Below are 14,201 nucleotides of genomic sequence, written 5' to 3' on the forward strand. Positions count from 1 at the left end.
CGCGCCGCGCGACGGGGGCGGACGGCCCCGCGCACGAGCCGACGCACAGCACCGGGAACGCGGTCGGTCGCCGGGGGACGGGCGACGGCGCGGGCAGGGGGCCACAGCGCCAGCAGGGTCAGCACCAAACGCAGCACGAATTCGGACATAAAGGATGCTCTCCATTTCACTTAGAGTTGCGAGATCACTACAGGTGAATCCATAGTGCACGAGCATGGCGATATCATCAACAGATATAGCGAGAATCTCGCGAAACTTCGGCGTTACGATGTCGCCATGCGATCCCCTACTTACTCGCCCACGGTCCGCCGACGCCGATTGGGCATGCAGCTACGCCGCATGCGTGAAGCAGCCGGGCTCACTGGTACAGAAGCGGCAAATCGGGTTGGAATGTCTCGCGCGGCTCTCGGGAAGGTTGAGACGGCTGAGACTCGGAGGGTCCCCACAAAACAACTCGACGCCATGATCGCGACGTACGAGGTTCCCCCAGCCGAGGCTGAGGCGCTGCGTCAACTCGCCGCCGACGCCGGAGAACGCGGCTGGTGGTGGCGCTATCGCGACGTGTTCGGGCACGACTCCCTGCCCGACTTCGAGGCGGAGGCGTCGCTCATACAGACCTACGAGATCGCGACTGTGCCGGGGCTCCTCCAGACACCCGAGTACGCCGAAGCAATCTTCCGAGGTGGCCCTCTGACCTCACAGGACCACATCGACCGCAAAGTCGAAGCACGCATGCGCCGACGTGAGATCCTGCACCGCCACGACAACCCACCCCGTCTCTGGGCGGTCATCGACGAGGCCGCGCTCCGACGCCCCATCGGCGGCCCCGAAGTGATGCGCGGCCAACTCGACTACCTCGCTCGTATCGGCCAGTACCCGACCATCGACATCCAGGTCCTACCGTTCGCTGTCGGGGCGCACGCAGGGCTCGGGATCGCCTTCACGATCCTCCAGTTCGCCGAACCACTGGACCCCACAATCGTGTACACGGACACCATCGGGGCAGGACTGTTCGAGGAGGACCCGGATGAGGTGAACCGATACCTGAGCACCTTCAGTCATGTGCAGGCTGCCGCAGCGAGTACCGTCGCTAGTGCCCAGATCATCGAGGGCATCCGGGAAGAGAGCACATGAACACCACACCTGAGTTCCGTAAGAGCAGCTACTCCACACCACAGTCCCAGAACTGCGTGGAGGTCGCCGACTGCGGTGGTGAGCACTTGGTACGGGACACCCAGAACCGCCGCCTGGGGCATCTCGCGTTCGTCAGCCCCGCTTGGGCCGCGTTCCTCGCCGCCGCCCAAGCTGACACCCACCGGTAAAAACTCTGGGCACCTGGCACGCACACAGGCCCCCCGTCCTCAATCGAATGGGGGGCCTGTCGTACCTGAGTGCTCGCACCGAGCATCAACCCCAGGATAACTCTCACGTTCCTACAGCCCGCTGGCACGTACCCGATCGGTCCGGGGCAGTTAACCGCAGCTCGCCATGAGAAGGTTCAGGACGGGGTAGAGGGTCAAGGAAGCGCCGACGAGGAAAGCGACCATGTGTCCCTCCGCGAACCCGAACTTCCGGAAGTCCTCCTACAGCGGGGGCCAGACACAGGACTGCGTCGAGGTCGCGGACCTCCCGGGAAGCGCGGTGGTCCGCGACTCCCAGCACCCCGACCTCTCCCACCTGGAGGTCCCCGCCTCCGAGTGGCGCGCCCTGATCGCCACCGTGCGCTCCGCCTGACACCCCCGAAGGTTGCTCCACGCGGCCGACCGCCCACCCCCGTCCCGAACGGGAGGGCTTGCGGTCGGCCCGACCTCTGCTACTGTACTTGCATGCACATGCAGCCATCTACACCAGAGACTCCGCTCGAAGGCGGCGCGAGCGCCGCGTGGTCGAAGGTCGCCGCGTTCGCCTCCGCGGTCGACGCGAGCCTGGACAGGTGGCTCGCCGACACCCACCGGGTCGGACTGACGGAGTTCCGCGCCCTGACCTTCCTGAGCCAGGCATCGGACAGGGAGCTGCGGGTCAACGACCTCGCGCAGCGGGTCGGACTGAACCAGAGTTCGGCGACGCGCCTGGTGAGCCGACTGGAGACCAAGGGGCTCGCCTACCGCGACGTCTGCCCGGACGACGGACGCGGCGTCTACGCGGTCATCACCGAGGAGGGGGAGACGCTGCTCCGCGAGGTGCGAGCCCCCTACGAAGACCGCGTCCAGGAGCTCCTGGGCAAGGCGTCCGTTCACTTCCCGCACCTGGACGTGGAGCGGCTCGGCCACGCCCTGAGCAAGGTCGAGTCCCTCGTCACCCCCTGAGTTCGCGGGTCGCCGCCGCGATCCCCGACCCTTACTCCTTTACATGCATGTACATGCAGGAAAAACGATCGCAACCAGAGGAGCCCACGAGATGAGCACGAAGGTCGAGATGTTCGTGGACTACGTCTGCCCGTTCTGCCTCCTCGTCGAGGACGCGGTGGAGCGGCTGGAGAACGAGCGGGACGTGCGGATCGAGGTCCGCCCGTTCGAGCTGCGACCGGACCCGACGCCCACGCTGAGACCGGAGGACGACTACCTGCCGCGCGTCTGGCGCGACTCGGTCCACCCGATGGCCCGCCGGTTGGGAGTGGACATCACCCTGCCGACGATCTCCCCGCAGCCGCGCACCGCGAAGGCCCACACGGTGCTGCGACTCGCCCGGGAACACGGCTCGGCCCGCGCGTACTCCACCGCGATGCTCCGCGCCTTCTTCCAGCACAATCGCGACATCGGCCAGGACGAGGTGATCAAAGACGTCGCCGCGTCGGTCGGTCTCGACAGGTCGGAGGTGGCCCGGGCCCTCGCCAGCCGGGAACCGCGCCGTCGCCACCTCGCCGACCAGCGCTACGCGGCCGAGACGGTGGGGGTGACCGCCGTCCCCAGCTTCCGGGTGGCCGGTCGGCTGTACTCCGGGGTACTGGACGCCGACCGACTCGTCCGCGCCGTCGACGAAGCCGGTGAACGGAGGTCGGCACCGTGAACCGGACCACCGCCGGCCTGGCCGGGCTGATGGCCGAGGCGGTCGAGTTCGGCGTCCGGCACGTCGCGTCCGGGGGCCTGCCGTTCGTCGGCGTCCTCACCGACGGCGACGGATACGTGTCCGACTTCGGCGTCAACGAGGTCCGCCGGACCGGCGACGCGACCGCTCACGCCGAGATCGTCGCCATGCGGCGGGCCATGCACGACCGCCGCGCACGGGACGTGCGCGGCCTGCGGCTGCTGGCCACCGGCGAACCGTGCGGGCTGTGCTACCGCTTCGCCATCGACCACCGGATCGCGCGGATCCACGTCGCCGTGGACGCGGACACCGCGGCGGCACACGGATTCGACTACCGCCACAGCTACCCCGCGTTCGGCGTCGACCGCGCCCGGCTCGCCGGGCTGGTCAGCCCGCTGCCCGTCGCGCGCGGCCTGGAACCGTTCGAGCGCTTCCACCGCCCGCACCACTCCGCACCCACGCCCCCGGCACCGCCGGAACACACGAAGGGAACACCCTCATGAGCTGGCTCTACCTCGGCATCGCCGTCATCTTCGAGATCGCCGTCGGCATCTTCGCGAGCAAGGCGCAAGGCTTCACCAAACTGGGATGGACCCTCGGCACCCTCGCCAGCGGCGCGGTCGGCACCCTCTTCCTCGGCCTCGCCCTGCTCACCTTCGACGTCGGCGTCGGCTACGCGATCTGGACCAGCGTCTCGGGCGTCGGGATCGTCCTCGTCGGCGCGCTCTTCCTCAACCAGCGCCTGACCTGGAAGAAGACGGTGGGCATCGCCGTCGTCATCGGCGGCGTCGTCGGCCTCCAGCTCAGCGGCGCCGCATGACCCGCACCCCGGAACCAGCCCCGTACCGCGCCGAAAGGACTCACACGATGACCACCGCGACGAACACCGAGAAGACCGAGAAGAAGGCCGGACCCTGGCTGGTGCTGCTGCTGGCCGGAGTGTTCGAGGTCGGCTACGCCCTCAGCGTCGGCGGCAGCGAGGGCTTCACGGTCCTGGGATGGTCGGTCTCCGCCTTCGTCTTCTTCCTGCTGACCCTGTTCTGCCTCAGCGTCGCCCTCAAGGCGATCGACGTCGGGATCGGCTACGCCGTCTGGGCCGGGATCGGCGCCGTCGGCGCCGCCCTCCTGGGCCCCGTCTTCTTCGACGAGGTGCTGACCCCGGTCCGCGCGTTCTGGCTGGCCGTCATCATCGGCGGCGTCGTCTGGATCAAGCTCGCCGACAGCCCGAGGATCGAGCGCGCTCGGGCGGAGCCGACGCCCTAGCGCCGCGAAACCCGGACCGGATGCCCCGCGGGCGCGGGCGCCGCCTGACGCGGTGCCCGCGCCCGCGACGACGACGGCGGGGCGGTGGGGGGCGCCCCCGCGTCCCGCTCTCGCCGCACTCCCGTTGTTTCGGATACGGGAAACGCTACGCTGGCGGTCACGGGGAAGCACGGAGGGAGATCGCGGTGCCGGGAGGCAGACTCACCCAGTCCGAACGCCAGCAGATCGCGCTGGGGCTGGCCGACGGCCTGGCCTACGCGGAGATCGCCCGACGCCTGGACCGCCCCACCTCCACCGTCACGCGCGAGGTGACGCGCAACGGCGGCCCCAGCGCCTACCGCGCCGACCTGGCGCAGCGCGCCACCGAACGTCGCGCCCACCGGCGCAGGCAGGCCCGGGTGCGGCGGGCGCCAGCGCAAGGCCGGGGACGCGACGACGAGGCCGTGCGCGAGTACGAGGAGGCGTTCGCCACCCTGCTGATGCGGCAGGGCACTCCCAAGATGATGGCCCGGGTCCTGTCCTGCCTGTTCATCTCCGACTCGGGCAGCCTCACCGCCTCCGAACTCGCCCACCACCTCCAGGTCAGTCCGGCGTCGGTCTCCAAGGCGGTCGCCTTCCTCGAAGAGCAGGGCCTCATCCGCCGGGTACGCGACGAGGGCCGCCGCGAGCGCTACCTCGTCGACGACGACGTCTGGTACCAGTCGACGGTCGCCAGCGCCCACGGCCTCGCCCAGGTCGCCGAGACCGCCCGGCAGGGCGTCAACGTCCTGGGCCGCGACACCCCGGCCGCCGTCCGCCTGGAGAACGTCGCCCGCTTCAGCGACTTCATCAGCGAGAGCATCCTGCGCGCCGCACGACAGTCCCGCGAAGTCCTCCACACCCAATCCCCCGGGACGAGCACGGAGACCCCCTGAGGGCCGGGCGCGGGCGGCGCTCCCCCGGTGACGGTGAGCGGGGCTCCGGCCAGGCGCCCGGCGACGGCCTCCGACCCGCCGTAGCCGGAGCGGCTACCGCTCCGGAAGCAGCGCGAACCCCTCCAACGCGGCGGCGCCTCTGAGGTCCTTGTCGAAGACGGCGAAGGTGGAACAGCCCGGGTCCACGGAGCGCACGGCCTTCCCCGTGGCCAACTGCACCGCGTCATACGCACGCAGCGGGGTGCCGCCCCGGAGGACGGCGGACCCCCACTGAGCACGCATGATCAAGCAATTTTCGTTCAAAGTGGGCTTATTTCGGGACGGGTCGCCGACCTACGCTGAGGGAGAGGGAACAGCGGCGCGCCCACCCCGTGCCGCTCCGGTCCCGCCACGGCGAGGGGGACGGTCATGGCCCATCTCACAACGGCGATCTCCGACAGCGCGCTCGCATCCCTCCGGTCCGGGCTGACCGGACCCGTGATCGCCCCCGGAGGGCCCGAGTACGAGGACGCCCGCACGGTCTTCAACGGGATGATCGACCTGCGCCCGAGCGCCATCGCCGAGTGCGCGTCCGTCGACGACGTCCGCCGCTGCGTCGAGTGCGCGCGCGAGGAGGGTCTGGAGATCGCCGTGCGCGGCGGCGGGCACAGCGTCGCGGGCATGGGGCTCACCGACGGCGGTCTGGTCATCGACCTGCGCCGCATGCACTCGGTGACGGTGGACCCGGAGGCGATGGAGGTCAGGGTCGGCGGGGGCGCCCTCATGCGCGACCTGGACGCGACCACCGCGTCGTTCGGGCTGGCCACCACGGGCGGCCGGGTGTCGACCACGGGCGTCGCCGGTCTAGCGCTCGGCGGGGGCTCGGGGTGGCTGGAGCGCAAGTTCGGTCTGACCTGCGACAACCTGCTCAACGTGGACCTGGTGACCGCCGAGGGCGACCGGGTGCACGCCTCGGCCGGGGAGAACCCGGAGCTGTTCTGGGCCCTGCACGGCGGCGGCGGCAACTTCGGCGTCGCCACCCAGTTGGCCTTCCGTCTGCACCCGCTGCCGGAGTTCTCGCTCGGGCTGCTCCTGTTCCACCCCGACACCGGCCCAGGTGTGGTCCGCGTGTACCGGGACCTCATGGCACAGGCCCCGGACGAACTCGGCGGCGGCGTCATCTACCTGGTCCCCCAGCCGGAGCCGTTCATCCCCGACAGGTTGGTCGGCACGCTCATGTGCGCGGTCGTGCTGACCTGCGCGGGCGACGAGCGCATGCTCCGGGACCTGGCCGCCCCGCTGACCAGGATGGGGGCGGAGGCCGAACTCCTCACCGACATGCCCTACCCGCAGGCGCAGAAGGCCCTGGACGACCCGCACGGATACCGCAACTACTGGTCGGTGGAGCACTTGGACTCGCTGCCGGACGAGTTCGTCGAGCGGTTCTGCACCCGGGCCCACCAGATGCTGGTCCCCTCCCCGACCCAGTACGTCCTCTTCCCGTTCGGCGGCGCGATGGACCGGCCCAAGACCGACTACCCCGTGCCGTGGCGGCACGCCGCGTGGGCCGTCCACCCGATGGCGATGTGGGAGGACACCGAGGACGACGCGCGCGCCCGCCAGTGGGTGCGCGACGCGCGCGAGGACACCCGCCCCTGGCGGACGGGGGACGTCTACCTGAACTTCGTCGGGGACGAGGGCGCCGAGCGCGTCGTGGCCGGGCACGGCCTGGACAACCACGAGCGACTGGCGGAGGTCAAGCGGGAGTTCGACCCGGACAACGTCTTCCGTCGCAACCACAACATCTGGCCCGCCCACACGGCGTACCAGCCGCCGAGGCCCCGGGAGGGGTGAGGGCCGGCAGAGGCAGCCCCGCGTGCGACCGCGTGAATTCCAGTCGCACGCGGGGTCAATTCCGGGAACCCCCGGGTGGCCTCAGACCCGCTCGATGATGGTGACGTTGGCCTGACCGCCGCCCTCGCACATGGTCTGGAGGCCGTAGCGGCCGCCGGACCGGTGCAGTTCGTTGACCAGCTTGGTCATGAGGACGGCGCCGGTCGCGCCCAGCGGGTGGCCCAGGGCGATCGCGCCGCCGTTGGGGTTCACCTTCGCCGGGTCCGCGCCCAGCTCCTGGATCCAGGACATCGGGACGGGGGCGAAGGCCTCGTTGATCTCGGTGACGTCGATGTCGTCGATGGTCAGCCCGGCCTTGTCCAGCGCGATCCGGGTCGCGGGGATGGGCGCGGTGAGCATGTACACCGGGTCGTCGCCGACCAGGGACAGCTGCACGATCCGGGCGAGCGGGGTCAGGCCGTGCTCGCGCACGGCGCGCTCGGAGGCGAGCAGGACCGCACCCGCGCCCACGGAGATCTGGCTGGCGACGGCGGCGGTGAGCTCCCAGCCCTCACGCAGCGGCTTCAGGCCCGCCATCTTCTCCAGGGTGGTGTCGGGGCGCACGCCCTCGTCCCGGGTGACCCCGGCCAGGGGGGCGATCTGGTCGTCGAAGCGGCCGTCCTCGATCGCCCGCGCCGCGCGCTGGTGGCTCTCCAGGGCGAAGCGCTCCAGCTCCTCACGCTTGTAGCCCCACTTCTCGCACATGAGCTGGGCGCCCCGGAACTGGGAGATCTCCTGCGTCCCGTAGCGCTCGGTCCAGCCGTCGCCGTACAGGCCCAGGCCGTTGTCGATGGCGAACTGGACGTTGGCGCCCATGGGGACCATGCCCATGTTCTCCACGCCGGAGGCCACGACCAGGTCCTGGGTCCCTGACATCACGCCCTGGGCGGCGAAGTGCACGGCCTGCTGGGAGGAGCCGCACTGGCGGTCGATGGTGACGCCGGGAACGGACTCGGGCAGCCCGGCGGACAGCCAGGCGGTGCGGGCCAGGTCGAGGGCCTGCGGCCCGGCCTGGGTCACACAGCCCATGACGACGTCCTCGACCGCGGCCGGGTCGATCCCGGTGCGCGTGACGAGTTCCTTGAGCACGTGCGCCCCCAGGTCCGCGGGGTGCACGGCCGCGAGCGCGCCCTTCTTGGTGCCGACGGGGGTGCGTACTGCGCCGACGATGTATGCCTCGGCCACGGGGGTCCTCCAGGGACGTGGATGACGGTTCTAAACCGAACTGTATTCGGTTTGGCTGCCGTGGCAAGCCCCCGCCCCGGGCTTTCCCCCTCCGTCGCAGGTCAGCCTCCGCCACCGCCGCCACCGCCGCCGCCACCTCCACCGGCGCCTCCGCCACCGCCGCCTCCACCGGCGCCTCCGCCCCGGCGGGAGCCGCTCCCCGACCAGGCCTCGCGCCCGAAGAAGTACTCGCCCAGGTGGTTCAGTCCGAGCAGCAGTCCCACGAAGCAGCCGAGGACCATGACGGCGACGACCGCGACGAGGAGGTCGGCGGAGGGCGGTTCGGGCTGGGCGGGGCCCTCGTCCCAGCCGGTGTGGTCGGCGGAGTACACGGACGGGGGAAGGGACAGCCGCACGCTCATGGCCTGCCCGGGTGAGAGCCTCCCGTGCTCGGCGGTCAGCAACGGTCCGGCGGCGCCCGGATCCGCCCACGCGATGTCGGCGCAGCCGCCGCGGTCGCCGACGTCCCCCGCGTGGCAGGCGGCGTCGATCTCCTCGTACACCTCCCCCTCTTCCCCCGATTCGGCCAGGTCGGGCAGGTGGAACGCCGCGGTGACCGACTCGACGGGGACCCTCCATCCGCTGCCGACGATGTCGGCGTAGTAGTGCGCCCCGCCGTCCGCGCCCGGCGTGGTGAGACGTTCGTAGGTGTAGGCGATCTCGAAGACGTGCTCACCGGTGAGCGCCGGGTCGTCCTCGAAGTCGCCGACGCGCACGACGGTCCAGCTCTCCGCACGGGGGTCGCCGTCGTGGGCGCTGATCTCCACCGGCAGATCGTCGGCGCTGTCGGCCCGGACGTCGGTGAGGCCGAAGTCGCGCCACCCGTAGCCGTCGATCCACCCGGTCTCGGGCAGTTCCCGGGTCAGGCCGTGGGAGGGCCGGTCCCCGAAGTCGTAGGTGATGGTCTCGACCATGTCGACCGACCCCGAGGCGTGGACGGTGACCTGGGCGTCGAACCCCGTGACACGCCACTCGCCCGGCGGGGACTCCCAATCCCCGAGGTGGTGGACGCCGAGGCCGAGCAGGACCAGCAGCGCGACGCACCCGGCGAGCACGGCCATGGCACGGGGTGTGTCGCGCTCCCGTCGGTGCTCGGCTGCGGGGGGTGTGCCGTGCTCCCGTCGACGTGCGTCGGCGCGGAACCCCTCACGCCCGCGCCGACGCTCGACGGCGCGGAGCGCGTTGCGCCTGCGTCGGCGCTCGGCCGCACGGAGTTTGTCACGCTTGCGTCGGCGCTTGGGGGAACGGGACGCGGATGCCATCGGGCTCGCTCTCTCGGGGGGTCGGGCTCCGACCATGATCCCCAGAAGAGGCCGCGTCCACGCCCCGGGGCCCGGTCCCGCTCCGCGTCACTCCAGCGGCGTCCGCCGCTCCAGAGCCTCGGCGTCCCCCTCGTCCCCGAGGGTGTCGGCGGTCATCCGCTCCAGGGCGGCCACCACCTCCGGGTGCTCCTCCGGCCCGTAGTCGGCCAGCAGCGACCGCAGCGCCGTGCGCTGGGCGTCGAACAGCGCCCGCGCCGCCTCGGCCCCGCTCCGGCTGAGCTCCCAGCGCCCGCCCTCCTCGACCAGGTAACCCGCCTCCCGCAGCTCCCGGTGGATCCTCTCCCACCACTCGTCGGAGACGCTGGCGACCCGTTCCTCCTCCTCCCGGCCCAGCGGTCCCATCGTCCCCAGGTGGCTGAGCGCCCAGCACGCCTCCGGGGAGACCGGCAGCCCGCTGGCCTCCCGCAGGCGGTCGTACATCCCGCGGGCGCCCTCCTCGCCGCAGAACCGGAACACCGCCTTCTCCACGTGCGCGAGGGGGCCGCGCCCGGCGGAGATGACCGGGGAGACGGCCTCGTCCAGGTCGGGTGACTCCACGGTGGTGCGCAGCGGGACCTGCCGGAGAAAGACCGCGAGGACGAACCCGGCCAGCGCCACGGGCACCGCCCACAGGAACACGGTGTCGACGGCGTCGGCGTAGGCGCCCAGGAACGAGGCCTGCGTCTGGGGGGACAGCCGGTCCACGGTGCGCGGGTCGCTCTCCAGCATGGCGATGTCCACCCCGGGCGGGAGCCGGATCCGATCGGCGCGGTCGGCGAGGTTGGCGGCCAGTTGCCCGGCGAACACCGAGCCGAACACGGCGGTCCCGAAGGAGCCACCGATCGACCGGAAGAACGTGACAGCGGAGGTGGCCACCCCCAGGTCCCGGTACTCGGCGCCGTTCTGTACGGCCAGCATCACCACCTGCATCACCATCCCCAGTCCGAAACCGAGGACGAAGAAGTAGGCGCCCATGGCCGCGTCGGCGGTGTCCGGCCCCATGGTCGAGAGCAGGAACAGCCCCACCGACGTCACCGCCATGCCCGCCACCGGGAAGACCTTGTACCGGCCGGTGCGGGTGACCAGGCGGCCGCTGCCGATCGAGGTCAGGAACATGCCCCCGACCATCGGCAGCAGGTACAGGCCCGAGGCCGTGGGCGACAGGCCGTGCGCGACCTGGAGGAACAGCGGCAGGAAGGCCATCGAGCCCATCATCGCGACCCCCACGCAGAAGCTGATGGCCATGGGGACCACGATCACCGGGTCGCGGAACAGCCCGAGCGGCATGACCGGCTCCTCGGCGCGGCGGGCCGTCCACCACCAGCCCGTTCCCAGGACCGCCGCCGTGGCCGCCAGACCGAGGATCACCGGCGACGTCCACGGGTACATCGACCCGCCCCAGGCGGCCACGAGCGTCAGGCACACGGCGGTGGCGGCGAGCAGCAGGATCCCCGCGTAGTCCACGCGCTCCCGGCCCTCCGGTCGGTGCCGGGGCAGGACCGCGAGCACGAGGAGGAAGGCGACGACCCCCAGCGGGAGGTTGACGTAGAACACCCAGCGCCAGCTCAGGTGGTCGACGAACAGTCCGCCGATCAGCGGACCGGCGACGCTGGCGACACCGAACACGGCCCCGAACAGCCCCTGGTACCTGCCGCGCTCCCGGGGCGAGACGACGTCGCCGATGATCGCCGCGGCCAGCACCATCAGCCCGCCCCCGCCGATGCCCTGAACCCCGCGGAAGACGATGAGCTGGAGCATGTCCTGCGCCGTCCCGCACAGGGCGGAGCCGACCACGAAGACCGAGATGCAGATGAGGAAGAGCTGTTTGCGGCCGAACTGGTCGCCGAGTTTGCCCCACAGCGGGGTGCTGGCGGTGACGGCGAGCAGGTAGGCGGTGATCACCCAGGACAGGTGGTTGAGGCCGCCCAGGTCGGACACGATCGTCGGCAGGGCGGTCGACACGATGGTCTGGTCCAGCGCCGAGAGCAGCACGCTCAGCATCAGTGCCGTCATGATGGCCGCGATCCGCGCCCCCTGCCGTTCCCCCCGGTCGGCCCCGCTCCCCGCCATCGGCACTCCCCCCGCCCGGACCGCCTCCCGGTGACGGCGGCCCCACTCCGGCCACGGTAGGAAGCGTCCGTTCCCGGGGAGCCGGGGAATCGCCCCACCCGTGGGAACCTTTGCCCGCCCTTGCCCGCCCCCCTTCAAAACCGAATCGGATTCGGTTACCGTGTGATCGCACGTGACCGACGACACCCCCGGGGCAGCGCATGAAACGGGAACTCTTCGACGCCGACCACGACCTCTTCCGCGAGAGCGTGAGGGAGTTCCTCAAACGCGAGGTGGTCCCCTTCCACGACCAGTGGGAGAAGGACGGGATCGTCCCCCGCCAGGTGTGGACGAAGGCGGGCGAGGTCGGCCTGCTCGGCCACGGCGTGCCCGAGGAGTACGGCGGCACCGGGGTCCACGACTACCGGTACAACACGATCGTCAACGAGGAGATCTGCCGCGCGCACGCCAGCGGCCTCGGCATCACCCTCCAGAACGACGTCATGGCCCCGTACATGGTCGGGCTGACCACCGACGAGCAGAAGCGCCGGTGGCTGCCCGGCTTCGCCAGCGGCGAGCTGATCACGGCGATCGCCATGACCGAGCCCTCGACCGGGAGCGACCTCCAGGGGATCCGCACCTCGGCTGTGCGGGACGGCGACGAGTACGTCATCAACGGGCAGAAGACCTTCATCACCAACGGCGTCAACGCCGACGTCGTGATCGTGGTCTGCCAGACCGACCCCGACGCGGGCGCCCAGGGATTCTCGCTCATCGCCGTCGAGCGCGGCACCCCCGGCTTCGAGCGCGGGCGCAACCTCGACAAGATCGGCATGAAGGCCCAGGACACCGCCGAACTCTTCTTCTCCGACGTGCGGGTGCCGGTCACCAACCTCGTCGGGACGGAGAACCAGGGGTTCATCCACCTGATGCAGAACCTGCCGCAGGAGCGGCTGTCCATCGCCACCTGCGCGACCGCCTCCGCCGACGCGATCCTCCGGCACACGATCGAGTACTGCCGGGAGCGCACCGCCTTCGGCCGCCCGATCGGGCGCTTCCAGAACTCGCGTTTCGCCCTGGCCGAGATGGCCACCGAGGTGGACATGGCCCGGGTCTACGTCGACCGGGGCGTCGAACTGCTCAACCGGGGCGAACTCACCGTCGAGGACGCCGCGATGGCCAAGTGGTGGACCACCGAGATGTGCAACCGGGTGATGGACCGCTGCCTCCAGCTTCACGGCGGGTACGGCTACATGATGGAATATCCGGTGGCGAGGGCCTGGCAGGACGCCCGGGTCCAGACGATCTACGGTGGCACCACCGAGATCATGAAGGAGATCGTGGGGCGCGGCCTGGGCCTGTGAGGCGGCCCCCGTCCGGAAGGGGTCGGATCGGTCATGAGCGGTGCGTGGGACGGCCTCATCGTCATGGGCCTGCTGGTCGTGCTGCTCGTCATCGGCGTGCGCAAGCTGCGGCCCAAGGTGCACATCCCGTGGACGACCAGCGGGATCGTGGTCTTCTTCGTGTTCGTGTGCCTGCTGCTGTGGGCGTGGTCCTGGCGCTGAGCCCGCCGGGCCGCGTCGACGGGCGCACGAACGCTCACACCATCTCTCCCCGGCTCCGGTCCGGGGCCCGCCCTGCGCCGCGGACCAGACGCATCGCCTCGTCGGGATCGAAGCTGACGCTGATTCTGACCTTCGCCACCGCATCAGCGCAATGCGAGTATGACGACCTGTTCACAGGATGCCGCGTGACGGCCGGCGGACACGGGACTCGCGTCAGAGGGCCCGGTCGAGGGCCTCGGTCAGGGCGACCGGGATGACCTCCAGGCGATCGAAGCGCCAGCCGTCCCCGGTGCGGCGTGCCCGGTAGCGGTGGATCCCGGCCGCGACGGCCTCCGTCCCGTCGTCGATGACGAAGATGGCGACGTCGTGGGCCCGGACCGTGGCGACCGCGCCGTCGACCTCGACGACGAGGTTGGACTTGGAGTGCATGGTCCGCTGGTAGCGGTCGTGGCCGGAGCGGGCGAGCTCGACGAGTGCGGCGATGCCGCGGGCCTCCCCGTGGACGGACGCGACGGTGACGTCCTCGGTGAAGAGCCGGTCGGTCTCGTCGTAGCGGCCCTCGTCGATCCACAGGCTGTGGCGGGCGACCAGGTCGGCCAGTTCGGCGCGGTCGGCGAGTTCCCGGACCAGGGTCTCGGTGTCGGCCATGACCACTCCTAAAAAGTTAGTACTACTAACGTTAGAATCATAAACGAAGTTACATCGTTAGTGCCACCAACACAAGCGGGTAGGCCGCCCGCGCGGAGAGCGGCGACGAACCGCGATTCGACCACGGCGGCCAGCCCCCGAGCGGCGCAGGGGCCCGCTCTCGCGCCTCGACAAGATGACGGCCGCCCAGACTCCACCGCGTCCTCGACGGCGTCAACGAGCACATCACGGCCCCACTCGGCGGCGACGAGCGCGCGCAGCCGTTCACCCCGCCCGGCCGGGTCAACGACCACCTCGCCGGGACGCCGGACCGCTGCTGACCACCGTCACCGGGGGAGCGC

At 70.8% G+C, this 14,201-nt stretch carries 17 protein-coding genes; 12 read left to right on the plus strand and 5 right to left on the minus strand.

The annotated features are described in order from the left end of the window. Positions 1-324 precede the first annotated feature (324 nt). From DVR05_RS13255 to DVR05_RS13295, 9 genes are all read left to right on the plus strand, one after another. Entirely contained in the window at positions 325-1,134 is an 810-nt protein-coding gene (locus DVR05_RS13255) for a helix-turn-helix domain-containing protein (protein WP_369974530.1), read from the plus strand. Next, a complete protein-coding gene (locus DVR05_RS13260; protein WP_116246163.1) occupies positions 1,131-1,322 on the plus strand; it encodes a DUF397 domain-containing protein in 192 nt (63 codons plus the stop codon). Before DVR05_RS13255 ends, DVR05_RS13260 begins: the two co-directional genes overlap by 4 nt. A gap of 223 nt (positions 1,323-1,545) precedes the next feature. After that, positions 1,546-1,734: a DUF397 domain-containing protein gene (locus DVR05_RS13265; RefSeq protein ID WP_116246164.1), complete on the plus strand. Its 189-nt coding sequence runs from the start codon at positions 1,546-1,548 to the stop codon at positions 1,732-1,734. Positions 1,735-1,826: 92 nt separating this feature from the next. Then, the gene (locus DVR05_RS13270; RefSeq protein ID WP_116246165.1) at positions 1,827-2,306 is read left to right on the plus strand and encodes a MarR family winged helix-turn-helix transcriptional regulator; all 480 of its coding nucleotides are present in this window, start codon (positions 1,827-1,829) and stop codon (positions 2,304-2,306) included. A gap of 91 nt (positions 2,307-2,397) precedes the next feature. Beyond that, the gene (locus DVR05_RS13275; protein WP_198659160.1) at positions 2,398-3,006 is read left to right on the plus strand and encodes a DsbA family protein; all 609 of its coding nucleotides are present in this window, start codon (positions 2,398-2,400) and stop codon (positions 3,004-3,006) included. Further along, positions 3,003-3,527, plus strand: coding sequence for a nucleoside deaminase (locus DVR05_RS13280; protein WP_198659161.1), 525 nt, complete (start codon positions 3,003-3,005; stop codon positions 3,525-3,527). The genes DVR05_RS13275 and DVR05_RS13280 overlap by 4 nt, the downstream gene beginning before the upstream one ends. After that, positions 3,524-3,844 carry a multidrug efflux SMR transporter gene (locus tag DVR05_RS13285; protein ID WP_116246166.1) on the plus strand — a complete coding sequence of 107 codons (321 nt, stop codon included), beginning with the start codon at positions 3,524-3,526 and terminating at the stop codon, positions 3,842-3,844. The genes DVR05_RS13280 and DVR05_RS13285 overlap by 4 nt, the downstream gene beginning before the upstream one ends. Positions 3,845-3,891: 47 nt before the next feature. After that, positions 3,892-4,287: a multidrug efflux SMR transporter gene (locus tag DVR05_RS13290; RefSeq protein WP_116246167.1), complete on the plus strand. Its 396-nt coding sequence runs from the start codon at positions 3,892-3,894 to the stop codon at positions 4,285-4,287. 185 nt (positions 4,288-4,472) lie between these two features. Beyond that, positions 4,473-5,201 (plus strand): GbsR/MarR family transcriptional regulator, encoded by a 729-nt coding sequence (locus DVR05_RS13295; RefSeq protein ID WP_116246168.1) that lies wholly within the window; start codon positions 4,473-4,475, stop codon positions 5,199-5,201. A gap of 93 nt (positions 5,202-5,294) precedes the next feature. On the opposite strand, the gene DVR05_RS13300 is transcribed toward DVR05_RS13295, so the two are convergent. After that, on the minus strand, positions 5,295-5,483 hold the full coding sequence (locus tag DVR05_RS13300) for a hypothetical protein (RefSeq protein ID WP_232832111.1): 189 nt from the start codon (positions 5,481-5,483) through the stop codon (positions 5,295-5,297). Between the two features lie 126 nt (positions 5,484-5,609). Here DVR05_RS13300 and DVR05_RS13305 point away from each other — a divergent pair, with 126 nt between their 5' ends. Next, on the plus strand, positions 5,610-7,034 hold the full coding sequence (locus tag DVR05_RS13305) for an FAD-binding oxidoreductase (RefSeq protein WP_116246169.1): 1,425 nt from the start codon (positions 5,610-5,612) through the stop codon (positions 7,032-7,034). A gap of 81 nt (positions 7,035-7,115) precedes the next feature. Here the strand turns inward: DVR05_RS13305 and DVR05_RS13310 are convergent, their stop codons facing one another. The 3 genes from DVR05_RS13310 to DVR05_RS13320 form a co-directional block, all read right to left on the minus strand. Continuing rightward, complete coding sequence (locus DVR05_RS13310; protein ID WP_116246170.1) at positions 7,116-8,258, minus strand: acetyl-CoA C-acetyltransferase; 1,143 nt, start codon at positions 8,256-8,258, stop codon at positions 7,116-7,118. A gap of 101 nt (positions 8,259-8,359) precedes the next feature. Continuing rightward, positions 8,360-9,559, minus strand: a complete 1,200-nt coding sequence (locus DVR05_RS13315; protein WP_157982440.1) for a DUF2207 domain-containing protein — start codon at positions 9,557-9,559, stop codon at positions 8,360-8,362. A gap of 87 nt (positions 9,560-9,646) precedes the next feature. Beyond that, positions 9,647-11,668: an MDR family MFS transporter gene (locus tag DVR05_RS13320; RefSeq protein WP_116246172.1), complete on the minus strand. Its 2,022-nt coding sequence runs from the start codon at positions 11,666-11,668 to the stop codon at positions 9,647-9,649. A 200-nt stretch (positions 11,669-11,868) separates the two neighbouring features. On the opposite strand from DVR05_RS13320, the gene DVR05_RS13325 reads away from it, so the two are divergent. Both DVR05_RS13325 and DVR05_RS27020 read left to right on the plus strand, forming a co-directional pair. Next, positions 11,869-13,011, plus strand: a complete 1,143-nt coding sequence (locus tag DVR05_RS13325; RefSeq protein ID WP_116246173.1) for an acyl-CoA dehydrogenase family protein — start codon at positions 11,869-11,871, stop codon at positions 13,009-13,011. 33 nt (positions 13,012-13,044) lie between these two features. Continuing rightward, positions 13,045-13,212 (plus strand): hypothetical protein, encoded by a 168-nt coding sequence (locus DVR05_RS27020; RefSeq protein WP_017599363.1) that lies wholly within the window; start codon positions 13,045-13,047, stop codon positions 13,210-13,212. A 213-nt stretch (positions 13,213-13,425) separates the two neighbouring features. Here DVR05_RS27020 and DVR05_RS13330 read toward each other — a convergent pair whose 3' ends face one another. Then, a complete protein-coding gene (locus DVR05_RS13330) occupies positions 13,426-13,860 on the minus strand; it encodes a nuclear transport factor 2 family protein (protein WP_116246174.1) in 435 nt (144 codons plus the stop codon). Positions 13,861-14,201 lie beyond the last annotated feature (341 nt).

The sequence above is a fragment of the Nocardiopsis sp. FIRDI 009 genome, from assembly GCF_003386285.1.
GTDB lineage: Bacteria > Actinomycetota > Actinomycetes > Streptosporangiales > Streptosporangiaceae > Nocardiopsis.

Coding starts and splice junctions, on each gene's coding strand:
- DVR05_RS13275 (WP_198659160.1), top strand. CDS start 2,398: ATGAGCACGAAGGTCGAGATGTTCGTGGACTACGTCTGCCCGTTCTGC.
- DVR05_RS13255 (WP_369974530.1), top strand. CDS start 325: ATGCAGCTACGCCGCATGCGTGAAGCAGCCGGGCTCACTGGTACAGAA.
- DVR05_RS13320 (WP_116246172.1), bottom strand. CDS start 11,668: ATGGCGGGGAGCGGGGCCGACCGGGGGGAACGGCAGGGGGCGCGGATC.
- DVR05_RS27020 (WP_017599363.1), top strand. CDS start 13,045: ATGAGCGGTGCGTGGGACGGCCTCATCGTCATGGGCCTGCTGGTCGTG.
- DVR05_RS13265 (WP_116246164.1), top strand. CDS start 1,546: ATGTGTCCCTCCGCGAACCCGAACTTCCGGAAGTCCTCCTACAGCGGG.
- DVR05_RS13325 (WP_116246173.1), top strand. CDS start 11,869: ATGAAACGGGAACTCTTCGACGCCGACCACGACCTCTTCCGCGAGAGC.
- DVR05_RS13305 (WP_116246169.1), top strand. CDS start 5,610: ATGGCCCATCTCACAACGGCGATCTCCGACAGCGCGCTCGCATCCCTC.
- DVR05_RS13285 (WP_116246166.1), top strand. CDS start 3,524: ATGAGCTGGCTCTACCTCGGCATCGCCGTCATCTTCGAGATCGCCGTC.
- DVR05_RS13290 (WP_116246167.1), top strand. CDS start 3,892: ATGACCACCGCGACGAACACCGAGAAGACCGAGAAGAAGGCCGGACCC.
- DVR05_RS13330 (WP_116246174.1), bottom strand. CDS start 13,860: ATGGCCGACACCGAGACCCTGGTCCGGGAACTCGCCGACCGCGCCGAA.
- DVR05_RS13300 (WP_232832111.1), bottom strand. CDS start 5,483: ATGCGTGCTCAGTGGGGGTCCGCCGTCCTCCGGGGCGGCACCCCGCTG.
- DVR05_RS13315 (WP_157982440.1), bottom strand. CDS start 9,559: ATGGCATCCGCGTCCCGTTCCCCCAAGCGCCGACGCAAGCGTGACAAA.
- DVR05_RS13270 (WP_116246165.1), top strand. CDS start 1,827: ATGCACATGCAGCCATCTACACCAGAGACTCCGCTCGAAGGCGGCGCG.
- DVR05_RS13260 (WP_116246163.1), top strand. CDS start 1,131: ATGAACACCACACCTGAGTTCCGTAAGAGCAGCTACTCCACACCACAG.